Below are 1,118 nucleotides of genomic sequence, written 5' to 3'. Positions count from 1 at the left end.
TCCCATGCCTTGACGTCAAAGACGGACGCGTGGTAAAGGGCGTAAATTTCGTAGGTCTCGTAGACGCGGGCGATCCAGTCGAGATAGCCAAGCGCTACAACGAGGAGGGCGTAGACGAGCTGTGCTTCCTCGATATCACGGCGTCGCACCTTGAGCGCGATACGATCGTGGATGTCGTAGAACGGGTCGCATGCGAGCTTTTTATCCCGCTGACCGTTGGCGGCGGTATCCGCACGATCGACGATATCTCACGCCTGCTAAACGTGGGCTGCGACAAAATCAGCCTCAACTCAGCCGCGATAAAAAATCCAAATTTGATAGACGAAGCCGCAAATAAATTTGGCTCGCAGTGCGTCGTAGTTGCGATCGACGCAAAACGAAATTCGAGTGAAATTTCGCGCGGTAATTTATATGGCGCGGCGAGGAATTTGAGCGAGAGTTTGCACGACGGCGCACGGAATTCGGACGCGAATTTACGCAATGAGGCACGGAATTTTGGAGAGATCTCACGCGGCTCGCAGGATGAAATTTTAACTAAAAACGGCGAACCTTGCGGCTATAGTGTGTTTATAAACGGCGGTAGGCTGGATACCGGCAGAGACGCGCTTGCTTGGGCAAAAGAGGTGGAGGAGCGCGGTGCGGGCGAAATTTTACTCACATCGATAGACTGCGACGGCGTTAAAAACGGCTTTGAGCTAAATTTGACGCGGATTTTTAGCGCGCTCGACATCCCCGTCATCGCAAGCGGCGGTGCGGGTAAAATAGAGCATTTTAAGGACGCATTTTTAGCAGGCGCAGACGCATGCCTGGCGGCATCGATTTTTCACTTTAGAGAGATCGAAATCAAGGCGCTAAAAGCATATCTGCAGGAGCAAGGCATCGAAGTGAGACTGTAAATTTGGTCAGATTTATACCGCAGGGTTGAAACTTAGCCGCCAAAGCGACCAAATAATTAATTTTATTTCAGCCTTTATTATCTTGCAAGTTTTTTGCAAGCATCGTTTTTGCTTAGATAAAATTTATTCGTTTTAGCTAAATCATAAGCTTTTTTATGATACTTTTACATCTTCTACCCGCCACCTGCGCTGCTACCATTATGGAAGATAAGGGTACAGCTC

At 48.9% G+C, this 1,118-nt stretch carries 1 protein-coding gene; it reads left to right on the top strand.

Annotated features, from left to right (window positions below):
• On the top strand, positions 1-896 hold an 896-nt coding region (hisF, locus tag Q0614_RS07505), incomplete at its 5' end, for an imidazole glycerol phosphate synthase subunit HisF (RefSeq protein WP_298787716.1).
• Between the last annotated feature and the right edge of the window lie 222 nt (positions 897-1,118).

Origin of the sequence: uncultured Campylobacter sp. (assembly GCF_937997595.1) — a bacterium.
In the GTDB taxonomy this organism is placed as follows: Bacteria; Campylobacterota; Campylobacteria; order Campylobacterales; family Campylobacteraceae; genus Campylobacter_B.
The sequence above is the reverse complement of the archived record's forward strand: the minus strand, read 5'-3'. Positions and strand labels throughout refer to the sequence as shown.